The 16,500-nt window shown below is 42.6% G+C and carries 15 protein-coding genes; 5 read left to right on the top strand and 10 right to left on the bottom strand.

Annotation, left to right across the window (positions count from 1 at the left end):
- The first annotated feature begins 6 nt into the window (after positions 1-6).
- Together yihG and IEY42_RS15270 are read left to right on the top strand one after the other, a co-directional pair.
- Positions 7-915 (top strand): 1-acylglycerol-3-phosphate O-acyltransferase, YihG family, encoded by a 909-nt coding sequence (gene yihG / locus IEY42_RS15265; protein ID WP_188926048.1) that lies wholly within the window; start codon positions 7-9, stop codon positions 913-915.
- A 258-nt stretch (positions 916-1,173) separates the two neighbouring features.
- Entirely contained in the window at positions 1,174-5,646 is a 4,473-nt protein-coding gene (locus IEY42_RS15270) for an EAL domain-containing protein (protein WP_420877748.1), read from the top strand.
- 93 nt (positions 5,647-5,739) lie between these two features.
- Here the strand turns inward: IEY42_RS15270 and IEY42_RS15275 are convergent, their stop codons facing one another.
- Together IEY42_RS15275 and IEY42_RS15280 are read right to left on the bottom strand one after the other, a co-directional pair.
- Positions 5,740-6,831 (bottom strand): branched-chain amino acid aminotransferase, encoded by a 1,092-nt coding sequence (locus IEY42_RS15275; protein WP_188926049.1) that lies wholly within the window; start codon positions 6,829-6,831, stop codon positions 5,740-5,742.
- Positions 6,832-7,009: 178 nt separating this feature from the next.
- On the bottom strand, positions 7,010-7,363 hold the full coding sequence (locus IEY42_RS15280) for a RidA family protein (RefSeq protein ID WP_188926050.1): 354 nt from the start codon (positions 7,361-7,363) through the stop codon (positions 7,010-7,012).
- 172 nt (positions 7,364-7,535) lie between these two features.
- On the opposite strand from IEY42_RS15280, the gene IEY42_RS15285 reads away from it, so the two are divergent.
- Positions 7,536-7,757 (top strand): cell division protein ZapB, encoded by a 222-nt coding sequence (locus tag IEY42_RS15285; protein ID WP_188922203.1) that lies wholly within the window; start codon positions 7,536-7,538, stop codon positions 7,755-7,757.
- An 8-nt stretch (positions 7,758-7,765) separates the two neighbouring features.
- Here IEY42_RS15285 and IEY42_RS15290 read toward each other — a convergent pair whose 3' ends face one another.
- From IEY42_RS15290 to IEY42_RS15320, 7 genes are all read right to left on the bottom strand, one after another.
- Complete coding sequence (locus IEY42_RS15290; protein WP_188922205.1) at positions 7,766-7,978, bottom strand: DUF1107 domain-containing protein; 213 nt, start codon at positions 7,976-7,978, stop codon at positions 7,766-7,768.
- A gap of 472 nt (positions 7,979-8,450) precedes the next feature.
- The gene (locus tag IEY42_RS15295) at positions 8,451-9,068 is read right to left on the bottom strand and encodes a thiol:disulfide interchange protein DsbA/DsbL (RefSeq protein ID WP_188926051.1); all 618 of its coding nucleotides are present in this window, start codon (positions 9,066-9,068) and stop codon (positions 8,451-8,453) included.
- Positions 9,069-9,289: 221 nt separating this feature from the next.
- Positions 9,290-10,297, bottom strand: coding sequence for a serine/threonine protein kinase (locus tag IEY42_RS15300; RefSeq protein ID WP_188926052.1), 1,008 nt, complete (start codon positions 10,295-10,297; stop codon positions 9,290-9,292).
- Positions 10,290-10,610, bottom strand: coding sequence for a DUF3630 family protein (locus IEY42_RS15305; RefSeq protein WP_188922218.1), 321 nt, complete (start codon positions 10,608-10,610; stop codon positions 10,290-10,292). Before IEY42_RS15305 ends, IEY42_RS15300 begins: the two co-directional genes overlap by 8 nt.
- Positions 10,611-10,645: 35 nt before the next feature.
- Entirely contained in the window at positions 10,646-12,106 is a 1,461-nt protein-coding gene (locus IEY42_RS15310) for a protein adenylyltransferase SelO (protein ID WP_188926053.1), read from the bottom strand.
- Positions 12,096-12,437 (bottom strand): hypothetical protein, encoded by a 342-nt coding sequence (locus IEY42_RS15315; protein ID WP_188926054.1) that lies wholly within the window; start codon positions 12,435-12,437, stop codon positions 12,096-12,098. Before IEY42_RS15315 ends, IEY42_RS15310 begins: the two co-directional genes overlap by 11 nt.
- 137 nt (positions 12,438-12,574) lie before the next feature.
- A complete protein-coding gene (locus IEY42_RS15320; RefSeq protein ID WP_188926055.1) occupies positions 12,575-13,417 on the bottom strand; it encodes a hypothetical protein in 843 nt (280 codons plus the stop codon).
- 345 nt (positions 13,418-13,762) lie between these two features.
- Here IEY42_RS15320 and IEY42_RS15325 point away from each other — a divergent pair, with 345 nt between their 5' ends.
- Together IEY42_RS15325 and IEY42_RS15330 are read left to right on the top strand one after the other, a co-directional pair.
- Entirely contained in the window at positions 13,763-14,155 is a 393-nt protein-coding gene (locus IEY42_RS15325) for a nitrous oxide-stimulated promoter family protein (protein ID WP_188926056.1), read from the top strand.
- Positions 14,156-14,352: 197 nt separating this feature from the next.
- On the top strand, positions 14,353-14,934 hold the full coding sequence (locus IEY42_RS15330) for a YSC84-related protein (protein ID WP_188926057.1): 582 nt from the start codon (positions 14,353-14,355) through the stop codon (positions 14,932-14,934).
- A 569-nt stretch (positions 14,935-15,503) separates the two neighbouring features.
- Here the strand turns inward: IEY42_RS15330 and IEY42_RS15335 are convergent.
- Positions 15,504-16,103, bottom strand: coding sequence for a pentapeptide repeat-containing protein (locus IEY42_RS15335; RefSeq protein WP_188926058.1), 600 nt, complete (start codon positions 16,101-16,103; stop codon positions 15,504-15,506).
- Between the last annotated feature and the right edge of the window lie 397 nt (positions 16,104-16,500).

Raw genomic sequence — 16,500 nt, forward strand, 5'->3', positions numbered from 1 at the left:
CTATACATGTTAACGTTTTTACCTGGTCCCATTCTGTATATTTTCAGCCTAACGCTGTTAATTATCAACACCAGCTTATGGGGTTCACTGTTAACTGTGGGCGGTATCGTGAAGTTATTACTGCCTTTCAAGACTGTACGCAGCGTGCTAACCAAAATAATGAACCGTTTTATGTGGGCTTGGGCGACATGTAACGGCGGGATTTTGTTCCTGATATCCAATATAGAATGGGATATTTCAGGCCTTGAAAAACTCGATCCCAATGGTTGGTATTTAATTATCAGTAACCATGTCAGTGGATTTGATATCGCGGCACAAACCTATGTGTTGCGTAACCACATCCCTATGTTGAAATTTTTTCTCAAAAAAGAACTCTTGTATGTGCCAATTATGGGCTTAGGTTGCTGGGCGCTGGACATGCCATTTATGGACAGAACCAGCCCGGCAAAACTTAAAAAGAATCCAAAGCTAAGAGGCAAAGATCTTGAAACCACTCGTAAGGCATGCGAGCGCTTTAAAGATTCACCTACCTCTATTATTAATTATGTTGAAGGTAGCCGCTTTACCGAAGAAAAACGCCTACGTCAAAACTCTCCTTACCGACATTTATTGCGCCCTAAAGCCAGCGGTATCGCATTTACCCTATCCGCCATGGGTGAGCAATTTACTAATCTACTCAACATCACGTTGGTCTATCCTGAAACGTCTGAGCGTGTGTTAGGTAATGTAATGCATGGTAAAATCAATAAAGTTGTTATACGAGTAGACGTACTACCGGTTCCCCATGTTGATGCCAATACCTACTTTAATGAACCAGAGACACGGGTAGAATTTCAGCGTTGGCTAAATAAATTGTGGTTAGACAAAGACCAACTTATTGACGATGTCATTCAACAACATCAACAGCAGAAATAGTATCCCCATCATAAATACACAAAATCACGTTATATGCATATTTAGATTGCGTATTGCATATAAAGCTGTCAGTTTTTATGCATAAATATTAGCCTTATTGAACGCAATTACTGAGTAAATTGTGAGTAATTGAATTTAGGGGCTTTAATCAACAGTTTTCCTGTTAAAATAACGTTAATATGTATGGCCTCTTTTGAATAAAATAGATAAAGGTGAGATTTGAATTTTCGTGTATTTAAGCATTTAACACAGTGGTTAATGTTACTGGCATTGATGTTTTCAATGTCGGTTTCAGCACAAAAAGTAAATGCTAACGATAGCCTCGCCGAAGTAAAGTTTGAACACTTTAATACTGAAGGTGGCCTCAACCAAAACTCGATAACCCGCCTATTTATGGATAGCGCTGGCATGCTATGGATTGGCACTCAAGATGGTCTCCATAGTTATAATGGCGTCGACTTCAATCTGTACTTAAAAAAGTCAAATAACAGCAACAGTATATCGGGCAACTTTATTACCGACATTTTGCAATCTCCCGACGGCGATTTATGGGTCGGCACCTATAACGACGGCCTCAACAAACTCAATCTCACCACCGGACAGTTTACCCAATATAAGCAAGAACAAGGCTTAGCTGACCTGCAAATCACTAAGTTATCCGTGATTGGCGATACCTTATGGATAGGAACGCATGCAGGGCTTTACTTATTACCGCTAAAAACCGGAAAAATCACCCCGGTAAATTTAGGGGCAAATATCATTGCTAATATCACCAGCCTTGCCAATGTTGATAATAAATACATCGTTGTGGGCACTGAAACACACGGTACATTCGCTATCGACAGCAACACCATTATCCGGCTCGACATTCCCACCAACATGAGCGTTAACCAAATAAAATCCAGTTCGCTTTACTCAGTATGGCTGGCGATAGACAATCAAATTTGGCGCTATAATCTCGACACCCATGAAAGAGAGCTAATATGGTCACGAGGCAATAACTATACTGAAAATCGTCGCATTAGCGACTTTACCGTAGTCAATGCCAACCAGATTTTTGCCATTGGGCAAAATACTGGCTTATTCAAACTCGATAATATTGATGGTCAGTGGGTGAGCTCTGTATACAAACACAACCCACAGACACTGAGCAGCATTAGTGCCAATACCCTGCAAACATTGATGCTCGATGCCAGTGGCACCTTATGGATTGGTACCGGTTATTCAGGCATCGATAAGCTGAATATTAACCAACAATTTTTTAGCCACTATTACGACTATCAAACCGGCTCGCCCGGAATGGCGAACATGATCCGCACGGTATTTCGTGATGATCAGCAGCGCCTGTGGATTGGTACAGATGGTGCTGGTATAAAATATTTACAGCCGCACGATGCTCATTACTATTACATCAACGCACTCTTTGCCAATAAGCTCTCGCTCCCTATTGAAAACCTTGCATTAACCGTGCACGACATAGCGCAAGACAAACAAGGTTTATTGTGGTTTGCCACCAACCTCGGGTTGTTTACCCTAGATAGCAATAACAATTTAGAACAAGTACAACCGGCCAACGAGAAATTTCGAGCCGACACGCAAATTCGCAGTTTAGTGTTCGACAACAAAGATCGTTTATGGATAGCCACATCGCAAGGCTTGTACTTCATTTCAGAACACACTGACCGCATGATGGCTTATAACTTTGGATTTCAATCTGAGTATTCGCCATATAAACATCAAATTATTACCCTGAATTTTAGTCAAGATTATCTCTGGCTAGGTACCATGGGCGGCGTTGTTCGGCTTGATCCAGAAAAACAACAACTGAACTTTTTATCCCATGACCCAGACAATGCCTATAGCTTAAGCGATAACCGAGTCAGAGACTTTTTATTAACTGAAAATGGCGACTTTTGGGTGGCCACTCATGGTGGCATCGACAAGCTCACCGTTGAATATGGCAGTTTCAAATTTGAACGCATGGATGTCAATGCCGACAATAGCAGTAATACGATTTATGCTATTTTAGAAGATAACCAACACGACTTATGGTTAAGCACTAATTCGGGAATATCACGCTTTAACCCCAGCCAAAAAAGCTTTATGGCCTACAACGTGTTTGAAGGGCTACAAGCCAACGAGTTTAATGGTGCAGCAAAATTTAAAGAAAAAGACGGCTCACTATGGTTTGGTGGGATTAAAGGCTTAAACTATTTTGACCCCGCAAAAGTACCGAGTAAGCGCCCGGAAAACAAACTCGCACTCACTAAGTACACCATTGGCGAAACCTCATACCCCATTCTCGACCTGAGTCATGCACCTAAAATTGACATGCCCTACGAGAAACAAGTCATCACCTTTGAAATAGGATCGCTCAACTTTAATTACCCAGGTTTAAATCGATTCAGCTATAAATTAGACGGTGTAGATAATGAGTGGCATAACCTAACTCAAGGGAACCACATTACTTACACAAACTTATCCCCAGGTGAATACACCTTAATGATTCGTCATGCACTGGGCACCAATCAGTACAGTCAATACACACTCATTGTTAAAGTGTCGGTAGTACCGCCCATTTATATGACCGTTTGGGCTTACGTATTATACGGCACTGTAGGATTATTAATTGTGTTGTGGCTGTTACTATCACGACAAAAGAAACTCGCGACTCAGCGCGAGTTTGACTCTAGTATTCGCGCCTCAGAAGAGCGTCTTAAGCTTGCATTATGGGCCTCTGGTGATGGCATGTGGGACTGGAATATTAAAGACGACAAAGTGTTTCGAACCAATATGGTTGAACCGACCAACGACTCTTTAAAAGACCAATTATTAACGAATAGTGTTCACCCAGAAGACAAACCCAAAGTTGAAAAACTGCTTAACGACCACCTTAACGGTGACTCTGAGTTTTTTGAAGCCGAATACCGCGTTGAAACCAAACCCGGACAATGGTCTTGGTTATTAGACCGTGGCCAAGTGGTTGAGCGCGACAGTAATAATACACCGTTACGAATGGCCGGCACCCACAAAGACATCACCAGCCGTAAACTTACAGAAAACGAACTCAAACTATCATCGCAAGTGCTATTTAGCATGAACGAAGCGGTAGTGGTAGGCGAACTAGACTACCAAGTCCGCTCGGTTAACCCAGCATTTAGTCGTATTACCGGCTTTAAACATCGTGATGTGGTTGGCAAACACTTTTTGTTTTTAACCATGGGCAAACAATCGCGCGAGTTTTATCATTCGGTAGAAACTCAGCTGCTTAGGCATAAGCACTGGGCGGGTGAAATCAACATTAGAACACGTGATCGCCGAGGCATTTTAGCTTGGCTCGAAATCAATCAAGTTATCGACAACAAAGGCGAAACCAGCCACTTTGTCGCAGTGTTTACTGATATTACGGCACGTAAAAAAGCAGAAGAAGATTTACGGGTATTAGCTAACTTTGATCCCTTAACCGGTCTACCAAACCGCACCCTATTTCAAGACAGACTCAACCATGCATTAACCAAAGCTATCCGAGCAGAAAGTATGGTCGCGTTATTGTTTTTAGACTTAGACCGCTTTAAACATATTAATGACTCTATGGGGCATCACATAGGCGATTTACTGCTTAAAGCCGTTGCAAGCCGTCTACAAAATTCAGTACGCGATGGGGATACCGTCGCCCGTTTAGGTGGAGACGAATTTACCATTATTTTAGAAGGGGTGGCTAAAACAAAAGCCGCGACCATTATTGCCGAAAAAGTCTTAAAAGCGTTCCAAACGCCGTTCTTGCTCGACGACAAAGTATTAACCATTTCACCGTCGATAGGCATCAGTTTATACCCAGACGATGCTGACGATACGACCTCGTTAATTAAATATGCCGATACTGCCATGTATCATGCCAAATCACTTGGGCGCAACAACTACCAGTTTTACACTGAAAAACTCAATCAATACGCCACTCGCCATGTTCAGCTTGAGGCCGGGTTGAAAAAAGCCCTGCAAGACAATGAGTTTCACTTGGTGTATCAGCCTAAATTCAATGTTGAAACACAACAAATCGTCGGCCTAGAAGCGCTGCTTCGCTGGGAAAGCCAAGAACTTGGCATTATTTCCCCGGTAGAATTTATTCCCCTTGCGGAAGAAACCGGGATGATTAATCAAATTGGTAATTGGGCCATTAACCAAGCGTGTTGCCAACTTGCTTTATGGCACGGCCAAGGATTTGAACATATTGCAGTGGCAGTAAACCTCTCTGCCAGACAGCTCAAAGCAGACATTATTTCCACCATCGAAGTGGCTCTTGCCGTGTCAGGTCTGCCAGCTCACGCACTTGAACTTGAGCTAACGGAATCAATGATTATGGGCAACCCGCAAGATTCTGTCGCAGTACTTTCTCAGCTCAAAGCCTTAGGGTTAACCATTGCCATTGATGACTTTGGTACCGGTTATTCAAGTTTAAGTTATTTAAAACGATTCCCAATAGATACCTTAAAAATTGATCAAGAGTTTGTGCGCGATATTACCGAAGACCCCGATGATGCAGCTATCACCAGCGCAATTATCACCCTAGCCCACAGTTTAGAGCTCAATGTGGTTGCCGAAGGGGTTGAAACTCAAGAGCAGCTTAATTTCTTGCGCGACGGTGGATGCGATCAAGTACAAGGATTTTTACTCAGCAAACCGCTCACCGCCATTAATTGTTTAGCGTTACTCAATCAAGAAAAAAACAGTTAACTATTGTGGCTTAATAAAGCTGCACACTCATCTGTCAGACAAAATAAAAGCTCCCTAGGGAGCTTTTACTTTGTTTAATCAACTTGTTTAGCCTTAAGGCGCAACACGTTCAACCTGTTTAACCCAGCCCTGCGGCGCAGCCACATGGCCTTTTTGTAATTCGGTAAACAGCTTATAGATGCGCTGAATATGAGGGCCAACTTTACCGTCACCCACAGTGATAACACGGCCATCTTCAAAGATATACGAGCTAACAGGCGATACCACTGCAGCTGTACCAAACCCACCAGCTTCAATAATCTCACCAGACTCAATGTCAGCTATAAACTTATCTAACATCACCGTTTCTTGCCTCACTTCACAACCCAACATCTCAGCTAGTTCCATAATCGATTGCGAGGTGATCGACTTTAAAATCGTGTCAGTGAATGTCGGAATGATCACTGTGCCATCTTTTAAAATATGGAAGTGGTTCATTGCACCCGCTTCTTCAATTTGGGTGTTAGTTGAATCTAAATACAATACTTGTGATGCACCATGCTCTGCTGCAGCTTTACCCGCACGAAGAGAAGCGGCATAGTTGCCAGATGCTTTCGATGCTCCTGTTCCACCAGACACTGCACGATGAAATTGAGTACTAATTAATAATCTAATACCATTATTAACCCCTGAGGCATAATAAGCGCCTGACGGACTTAACATGACACAAAAAGTGTATTGTTGACTAGGGCTTACCGATAAACGGTCTTCAGTGGCAAAAATAAACGGGCGGATATATAAACACGCGCCTTCTTGCTGCGGAAACCACAAACGATCCACATCAATAAGTGCATTAATGCCTTTTAATTGCATCGCTTCATCAATATTGGGAATACACACAATATCGGCAGAACGGTTCATGCGCTCGGCATTTTTATTTAAACGGAAAGTGTAAATCTCACCGTCTTCATGCATAAACGCTTTAGCACCTTCAAAAATCGATTGTCCATAATGCAATGACATTGCACCAGGCGCCATTTCAAATGGACCATAAGGCACGATACGCGGATCGCACCACTGACCATCACGGTAATCCATTAAAAACATATGGTCAGTTCGAAGCTTACCGAAACCCACGTCGCCTTCTGGCATAAATGGTTCTGTACGGCGCTCTGACGCAGATTTTAAATTATATTTTATGTCCATTGCATACCACCTTAAAAACTGAGCTTGCAGACTATTTAGGCTAGAGAATAATGTCAAGTCGCAGCCGTAGATCCTAAATCAAAATACGTCAATTGAACGTAACAAGCATCAATATATTTATTCATATTGCAACAAACAAACTGTCAGTGCATCACTCTATTTAACTCGGCTACTGCGTTTAATTTGCCAGTGCAGCAATCACCGATATTTCGACCAAATATTCTGGCTCAGCAATGGCGGCTTGCACGCAGGCTCTTGCCGGAGCATGTCCCTGTGGTAACCATTGGTCCCATACTTGGTTCATAGCATCGTAATCGCCCATGTCTTTAAGGTAAATAGTCGTCGACAAAATATGCTCACGGTTCGAGCCCGCTTGAGCTAATAAGGCATCAACTTCGTTTAACATGGTGCTGGTTTGCGTTTCAATATTGCTAAACTTGTCTTTAGCAACCTGGCCGCAGAGGTAAACCGTATTATTGTGGATAACAATACTGCTCATTCGGGTGCCAACATCGAGTCGGGTGATCGTCATAAAAAAGGCTTTTGTTGAGTAGGTTAGCCAATGAAAATAGCGCGATCTCAGATAAAGCACAATAACCAACGATTTATTGAGTATATTTTAGCCACTTAGCATTAAAGGCTATTCCTATAGCCCTTGTCACTGCTAGAATCGGGGTTCCATCCAGAAACGTATAGGACTCCCCATGAGCCTTGAATTATTGTCCCAACTGGAAACCAAAATCCAGGCGACTCTTGAAAATATTGAGCTACTAAAAATGGAGCTTGAAGAAGAGAAGCAAAAGAATGAAGAATTAGCAAAACAGCAGCAAGAACTGACACAAAAAAACCAACAATTGCAGCAAGACCTCAACTCATGGAGCGATAAGGTCAATGGCCTTGTTGGTTTATTGAATAGCGAAATGTAAGTTAATTTTTACGTTGATTGTCGTGGCGCAGATTGCGCCTCAATCAGCGCATTGAGTTCGCTGACAGCCTGCTTTACTTTTGGCAGGCTTTTTTGACTTTGTAAAAAACGTCCTTTATCAAATTCAAGTAAACCTAAATCTTTTACCCAAATAGCGCCACTTAGAAAGATCCTAACATGCTTAACAATTAACTTGGGCGCATATACAGGGAACGTTCTCATATGGTTTCCTCCTAGAGCGAATACGTGCAACCACGCAAAACGTGCAATACCATAAACAATATTGACTATAGTAATGTGGTAGCCAAAAAATTATTCATCTTGCTTCACGTTTCATATTGAACAAGGTTTTTCTCATCTCAAAATTTGACCTCACGCAGGAATAAGAGTTTCCCTCTTTACAAAATTTACCTTGGTCTATTCACATAACGTGACCTGGATAGTTTTTACGACAATATAATGTCGCTTGCCAATATTTTGACGCCATGTTAATATTCTTTCCGTTACTCAGGGTAAAAAGAGTCATTTGACTCATCACCGTATCGTCTTTTATAGACATACGGTTTTTTTTTTGCCTGCAAATCCATTCTCATAGCAATAAAACCCTGTCACTAGACAACAAAAAAGGAGCCTAAGCTCCTTTTTTGTTGTTATCCGTTTGCGCGAATTAAGCGCTAAACCGGCAGTAACAACGTTACTTTTTGTTCATTGTTGTTAAGTAAAATGCAATGTCTAGTAACTCGTCATAAGACTTAATCGAGCTAGTTTCAACACGGTATTTACCGTTAACCACTAATGAAGGCACGCCTGAAATTTTAGCGTTGTCAGTGTCACGTTTCATTTTAGACATTTGTGCATTGACCATAAATGAACTTGCTGCCGAGTCATAGTCTTTAGCATCTACGCCATTGGCAATAAAGAGTGCTCTAACATCATCAGCACGGGTAAACTGCTGGCGCTTGTCATGGATAGCACTAAACAATGCTGCTTCGATTTTCTTTTCAACGTTAAGTTGTTTTGCTACCGCAAATGCACGTGACATTTCTACGCCCATTTCACGACCAATAAAATCGACATGCGACTGGCTGAAGCTAACGCCTTCTGGAATATTGGCTTCGATTTTTGGTACAACAGTTTTAGCGAAGTTGTAGCAATGCGGACAATAGAAAGAGAAAAACTCCATAATTTCAGGCTTAGCAGAACCAGGGCCATCATTAATTACAGTGTAATGAACACCTTCTTTGTAATCTGCAGCCATCGCCGCCATAGGCGCGAGTAGTAATGCTACGGCCATCAATAATGCTTTTTTCATCTTACTTCCTTTCAATAGGCAAACTAATTATAAAAACGCTGTATCTATCATAGTCTAGCGTCAGCCTGAAACTCAATCGCAAGTTAATTGTATTTGTAACTAAATACATCCCGATAGTGATTATGAAAAAATGTTAATACCCATCACGTTAATAATCAAAAACGTGCAGGGTAGCTCAAACTTTTCAACTTCAATTTAGGCGTGGCGCTATACCATCACTTTTAGGCTTGGTTAAAGCTGGTTAAACTCAATGGCGCTTCATTCAACGCAGCCAGCTGCTCTTTAAACGCTAAGGTTTGTTGCTCCCAATATTTGATATCAGCAAACCAGGGAAAGTTCATTGGAAATGCAGGATCTTGCCAACGTTTGGCCAACCATGCATTGTAATGGATCATTCTAAACGCTCTTAGTGGCTCGATTAATGCTAATTGTCTAGTGTCAAAATCACAAAACTCTTGATAGGCATCAATTAAAATATCGAGCTGCAATAATTGCTGCGCCCTATCGCCAGTCAGCATCATCCAAATGTCTTGCACTGCTGGGCCTTGCCTTGCATCATCTAAATCAACAAACCCAGGGCCATCATCTGGAGTCCACAAAATATTACCTGGATGCAAATCGCCGTGCAGACGAATCGTATCAAAGCTGTGTTGCTGCCATATTTGCTTGGCTTTTATTAGCACTTGCTCAACCACAGTAAAAAAGGCACTGCGCATACCTTCGGCGACGATGCCACTGTCTTGTAAGTAACGATAAGCGTCATCACCTAAAATCTCAGGCGTTAACGGCTCGCGATACACAAAAGGTTGTTTGCTAGCATATTGATGTATACGGCCAATAAAGCGCCCTACTGACTCTAACTGCTCTAGGTTATCGACTTCAAAAGCACGGCCGCCTATCGATGGAAATAACGCAAATCGGTAGCCTTTAAATTCGAACAAGGTTTTAGTGTCAATGATTACGGGCACAGCGATAGGAATGTCTTCAGCGGCTAACGCCAAAGCATAGTCATGCTCTTCTTGTATTTGCGCTTCACTCCAACGCTGTGGTCGATAAAACTTAACCACATAACGTAAACCTTGGTCGCAGCGGAACTGATAAACCCGGTTTTCATAACTGTTTAAGGCTAATAAGCCGGTCTCAGGAAATATGCCAATGCTTTCAATGGCATCTAATATCAAATCAGGCGTTAGGGCCTGAAAATGAAACTCTGCGCTGCTATTATCCATGTAAGTCTTCTTCTGTTATGTGAATATAGGATTTAAGCAAGCCAGATAAAAAATGCAATACATCGACATCTTTTGCACTGTCCACTGACAACCAACAAATATCACCATAAAACTCATAATGCAGCCACACAGGGCTACCTTCAAAGTTCAGCAACCATTGATGGCGGTCCGCGCCCCATTGGCGTTCACGGATCTCACAATCCAATGCTGCCGCTAAAGGTTCGGCAAACTGTTCAAATTGCTCAAAATCAACTTCAGCTTGAATAACAATGCTCTTCGCTTCAGGATCAAATTTAGCAGATAATAATTTCATAACATCACTCAATAAAAAATGGCGTTTAAACAGGGTTAACTACTGCAAGACATAACCAGCCCCTGGCCCCAGTCGGGTGGCCGCTTGGCATAATGGTCCATATCGGGTTGCTCATCATAGGGACGAGTTAATAACTGTTGTAATTGTAAAAGCTTGCTGTTGTCAGCTTTTTCTTCAATATCGATGATGGCTTCTTGGGCAAGGTAATTACGTAAAATATACTTTGGATTGTGCAGATTCCGCTGCTGTTGCCATGCAGCTACATCGGCCACATCACCCACTCTGGCTTGATAAGCTTGATACCAGCGATCAAATTCGCTCACATTCAACATGTCGTCACGCAGTGGACTATACTGGCTGCTAATGTCTACCTGGCCCATTTTACGCAAGCTATTGCTGTAATCGAGCTGGTTGTTGTCGAGCATGACGGTAAATTGGCTAATTAGCGCCAAATCTTGCTTTTCTTGCTCTGCGCTATCTAAACAGCTGTCGGTACTCAAACCTAATTTCGCTCGCATTAAGCTAACATAATGGCTCACCAAACTTGGTTGGTAGGTGTTGAGTGCGGCAATTAAATCGTCTGACGGAATAATTGGAGTGAGCGCTTGCGCGAGGCGTTTTAGATTCCATAGCCCGATGCCGGGTTGCTGACCAAAAGCATAACGGCCGTCATGATCAGAGTGATTACAGATAAAGTCTTCTTTAAAAGTATCTAAAAATGCAAACGGCCCAAAATCAAAGGTATCGCCTAAAATCGACATGTTATCGGTATTCATCACGCCATGGGCAAAACCTACGGCTTGCCAGTGAGCAATCATTTTAGCTGTAGACTGCACCACTTCAACAAACCATTGTTTGTAACCTGCTGCGTCGGCGGTTAAATGTGGAAAATGCTGAGCAAGGGTAAAATTGAGCAATTGGATTAGCTTGTCTGGCGCGCCTTTTTCGCTATAACAAAAATACTCAAAATGGCCAAAGCGAATATGACTTTTCGCTAAACGTACTGTTATTGCAGCGGTTTCCTGGCTTTCACGCCACACGGGCAAGTCTGACCCTATTACCGCTAAAGCACGGCTTGTCGGTACAGATAGTGCCGCCAACGCCTCTGACACTAAAAACTCTCGCACCGCAGAGCGCATTACCGCCCGGCCATCACCATGGCGAGAGTAAGGTGTTGGGCCGCCACCTTTTAAGGCCACATCCCACGCACCATTAGGGCCGATAGCTTCACCCAATATAATTGAGCGACCATCCCCCAATCTTGGGGTATACCCACCAAACTGATGACCACTGTAAACTTGAGCATAATAGCTTGCACCTGGTGCTGCCGCATTGGCAGACAACTGCATCAATAACGCATCGTTTGGCTTTTCTAAACCAATCAGTTTAGCGGCATCATCACTCCAGCCGAGCCAATGTGGGTTGCTAATCCCTTGCGGGTAAACTTGCGTATAAAAACTGTCTAATTGCTCAAAAAAATCTTGTTTAAAGCGCATCTAACTCAGCTCCAACAACCTGGTGTTGACAATGTAATTGTTCATTATCATCTACCTGACATTGTTGAGCACACACAAAGGCTTGCGCTGCAGGCATTGATGAACCTTGCAAACGTAACATACCAGCACCTTTGGCCTGGCATTGGTCGAGCGTATCGTAATAACCTAAAATAAACTCAGTCTGCACCATGTTAGCTGAGGCGATCGCCTTTTCGGCATTCGCTGGATTACCAGCAACGTAAAACAGCGTCCACTCAGGGGTACGCGTGCATCCCATAACAACAGAAAACCCAAGTGCAGCAAGCAATAATTTGCTTATCGTAGAAGTCATCAATGCCACCAAAATCCTTGATTAATCACCAACATCTATCAGCTTAGTCACAGATGCCAAATACAAAAAAGCGGACCGAGGCCCGCTTTCCTTTAATGGATATCATACCCGATATCCTTCACGCTGTATTAACTGAGTTAGCTTGCTTTGGCTTTCGCTTTTTCAATTCTGCTAATACGGCCTTCAAACCCAGTGACGGTACCATCTGTTAATTGATACTCAAGAGCCAGCTGACAAACACTAATGGCTTGGTCAAACTCGCCTGTATCGTTAAGTAGAGTGGATAACTGCATAAACGCTGGCGCTTTAATCTCATCACTGCCGCTTGCGTCATGCTGTTGATAGACCACACGGAATAAGTCTAAATAAAGCGCCTTAAGTGCAGCGCCATATTGGCAATAATCGGCTTGTTTACGCATTTTATAACAGTGACTGACCACATCTGCTACAGCATCATGCTGAGCTTGTGGTTCGCCAGCATTATTTGCAGCCTCAACTAATTGCTTAAAACTGTCGCTGGCCCACTCACCTTTTACAGGTGCTAAACTGATGGGCTTTTTGTCACTCTCGCTTGCTGCTACAGCATGTGGCTCTGCAGGAGTGTCAGTGGCAGATATTACCTCTGGCTTAGGTTCAGACTCTGGTTCTACTTCAGTTTCAGATTCGACTTCTGGTTCTGGTTCTGGTTCTGGTTCTGCAGCAATAATCTCTTCAGGCTTTGGCTCAAGCTCTGGCTCTGCATCTACCGTTGTAACGGCATCTGGGGTCGCATTAGGCTCTGACGACGCGGCGTCCGTTAGCTCAACGACTTGGTCTGCTTCAGTTGCAGTTGATTCGCTGCGATTGTCCACAGGCGATTGAGTTTGTTCTGGGTTGGGTGCTTTTTTGTCGAGTTCTTGTTTTGCAACAGCCTGAGTACGTCGATATAAGTACAAGGCTATTACAACCAATACGACAAATAAAATGACCTTCGTTAGCATTAGGCGTCCACCTTACTGATTATGCGTCTTAACGCATAGATTCGTTATTACTCACGTATCAATTAACAGTGAGTCATTTACGTCATTAATAATAGTGCGCTGTTTTTTTAAGCACTAGTCATTATTATTTCAACGTGCGCTATAAAATCAAGTATTTATCCACTTAAAACTGTAACAAGCTATCGAATAAGGCACTATTGCGGTGGATTTAAGTGATTTTTGCGATCAATGGCACATTCACCCCTAGTTTTGTGTTTGAATTCATAGTTAGCGAATGCGAATTTGTCAGCCGTTATTTTGCCACATAAACTCATAATACCAGACTAAATCACTAAGGTATTAATCATGAGCGAAACTGAGTTACTTACAGGTCAGTTACTGTTTGAATTTCGTACCATCAAAGCCATGGTCAATATTTACTGCAAAGCGCACCATCCGATGAAACCGTCGCATGATGTATGCGAGCAATGTCGCGAATTTTTAAGCTACGCCAACACCCGCCTCGACCGCTGCCCGTATGGCCAAGATAAGCCAACCTGCAATAAATGCCCGGTACATTGCTACAAGCCTCATATGAAGCAAAAAGCCCGTGAGATTATGCTATTTGCAGGGCCGAGAATGTTATTGCCCCATCCAATTATGGCTATTAAGCATTTACTGGCTGAGCGCAAACCCGCCCCAGGCTTACCACCAGAAGGTGTGTCGAATCGTCATGAGCGCAAGCGACAAATGTCGTAGACATGTTATTGGGCATAAATACCTGACATCGCGTGATCACTCGTGCGGCTATCTGTTCAATCATGGCCCAGGTTGTTTACACCTTTTACCCTAAGTTAACCTCAACTTAAGTATAAACGTTAATTAACTCGCACCTATCTATCGGTATTGGTAATCTAGATGGATATAAAATGACAATGATGTCAATGAGGTGATTTATGCAACGTTCAACCAGCCTATTTTTTGCAAGCTTAGTTATGTTGTTTAGTGTCGCGTTTTCTGCGCCAACTTTTGCTAACGATAATGCTTATAGCGAAGCCGTCACAAACTTCAAGAAAGCCAGTGAGACCCGAGACTTTTTTAATTCTGCTTATGGTTATGCCATATTTCCCACTGTTGCCAAAGGCGGTATCGGGATTGGCGCGGCTTATGGCAATGGCCGTGTCTACCAGGGCGGCACACATATGGGTGATTCAAGCTTAACCCAGTTGTCGATAGGATTTCAGCTCGGCGGTCAGGCTTACAGTGAGATTATCTTTTTTAAAGACGCAAAAGCCTATAATGAGTTCACCAGCGGCAGTTTTGAGTTTAGCGCCCAAGCGTCAGCCGTGGCGATTAACTTAGGCGCCAATGCTCAAGTCGGCACCACGGGTAATTCTGCAGGCGCTGGCCAAGCAGGCAGTAATCATAATGCTGCAGCAGCTTACATTAATGGCATGGCAATTTTCACCGCAGCCAAAGGCGGATTGATGTTTGAAGCAGCCCTAGCCGGACAGTCGTTTACGTTTGATGCTAAGTAATTAAAATGCGTTTAAATGAGTTCGAGTTTTACTCGTAGCTTATATACTCAATCAACTTGAAGATACATGTTTCAGAGAATCTTCAGGTTGTTTGGGTATAGATCATTCAGGCTGCCATTGGCAGCCTGAATTGTTTTGGGTGAGTTGATTCATATTGCTAATTTGTTTGTAAAAAAAACAGTTTACATACTAGATCACTCTAACCTGATTGGTATTAGGTTACTTGTTTAAAACCCCAAATTCATTGATACTTATTGCCTGCCGCAGGCTCCGTGCAGATGATTAAGCGAGACGCCGCAAGCACATCCATGTGGGCTTAACCAAAACATCCCTGTTTTGGACACTCGCTGACTCATCTACACCTGTCATTATCTCTCTTCGATTTAAACTCTTGCGTGTCTAGAGGTAAAATCTCATAAAGATTTAAACAACATGATTCAAAATAAGAAGCGCCTCTAATACTAGAGGCGTACACCTAGTAAAGTATTGACTATTCAACCTTGTAGGGCTGGATGGACATATTAATTCCACTAAGCATTCGAAACTCGTCTTAAACGTCAGTCAGACTTTCAGTCAACGAGTTCAACACCTAAACTTTCTAATAGGCTCAGTGCTTCGCTCCTTGAAAATCGTGCCTTTTTCACATTATTTTCAAACACGTCAATAACGTATTCTTCTGAGTCACTGAAATCGACCCCTTGTAAATTTGTTCTCATAAACAAACTATGCCTAAAGTTACAATAAGTCATTGATGAATTTGTAAAGTCACCCTCGCGAAAGTCAACATCATGTAACTTACATTCATCCAAGACTAACTCGTGCAATTTAAGCCCAAAAAATGATGAGTCATTCAAAATACAACGCGTAAAGTTAAGTTCAAAATCTAAGTGGTATATAGCCCACTCAGCTTTCGCCCAATCAACACCGATTAATTTGCTATCTTGAAACCTAACTTCAAACAGCTTTGAATTAGAAAGGTCAACCAAGCTGAAATTACATCGTTCAAATATACAATTAAGGAATTTACAATTTTTGAACTGAGTTTCGGAGAAATCACAGTCTACAAACTGACAGTCCTCAAATTCGATATGATTAAAGTGTTTATGCGGGCCAAGATGTTTTTCAAACAAAATATCTAGATAACTCTCACCATCAACTAACACTTTCATGATTTCCCATCCACCAACACTTTTCTAGACAGTACATCAGGTAGATCGAGTAAACAAGATAGTCAATGTGATGGAATGCCCCCCCATCTGAAGCGCTAGTATTTTTATTCTTTACTCGTAAAAAGGTGGCCGAAGCAGGCTACAAACGCGGTAAAAATCTCGATAATTTTCCGTCGCAATTTTTTCGCTCATCAGAACATGTTGCCGGAACGGCAGGGGCCAGTTCTTTTATAAAAAGTAAAGAGGGGATTGCTGTTGATCCCCTTTTGGCCCGAGCAGGGTGGAACCTTGCGATCTTAAGCGTTAGTGGCTGCAGTCCATAAGTAAAACGACAAAAACAAACACCTGGATCCCGGCTCAAAAGCATTGCCGGGATAATGAGATGGACCCACCCTTC

Source organism: Shewanella algicola (genome assembly GCF_014648035.1).
Lineage (GTDB): Bacteria > Pseudomonadota > Gammaproteobacteria > Enterobacterales > Shewanellaceae > Shewanella > Shewanella algicola.